1 protein-coding gene is annotated in these 235 nt (G+C 71.5%); it reads right to left on the bottom strand.

From position 1 onward, the window contains the following. Positions 1-235: hypothetical protein (locus BST14_RS32370; RefSeq protein WP_142279744.1), on the bottom strand; the 235-nt coding region annotated here is incomplete at both ends.

The raw sequence follows: 235 nt of genomic DNA, 5'->3' as shown, positions 1-235 counted from the left end.
GGCCAGGCCGGCGGCTTCCTCGACGATCGCCTCGGCGGCACGGAACTGGCCGATGTTGGCGCTGAGCAGGACGATCAGGTCTTCCTCGGCGATCACCCGGCGCTCGGCCAGGGCCAGCAGGCCGGGGTGCTCGGTGTCCGGCAGGAGGCGCTGGCGCTCCTGCCACTGCGCGGCGAGGCGCGCCCGCGAGGTCGACAGCAGGTAGATGCGCAACTGTTCTTCGGCGAGTTCGATG

Origin of the sequence: Mycobacterium arosiense ATCC BAA-1401 = DSM 45069, assembly GCF_002086125.1 — a bacterium.
GTDB lineage: Bacteria > Actinomycetota > Actinomycetes > Mycobacteriales > Mycobacteriaceae > Mycobacterium > Mycobacterium arosiense.
This window is presented reverse-complemented; position numbering and strand designations above follow the sequence as displayed.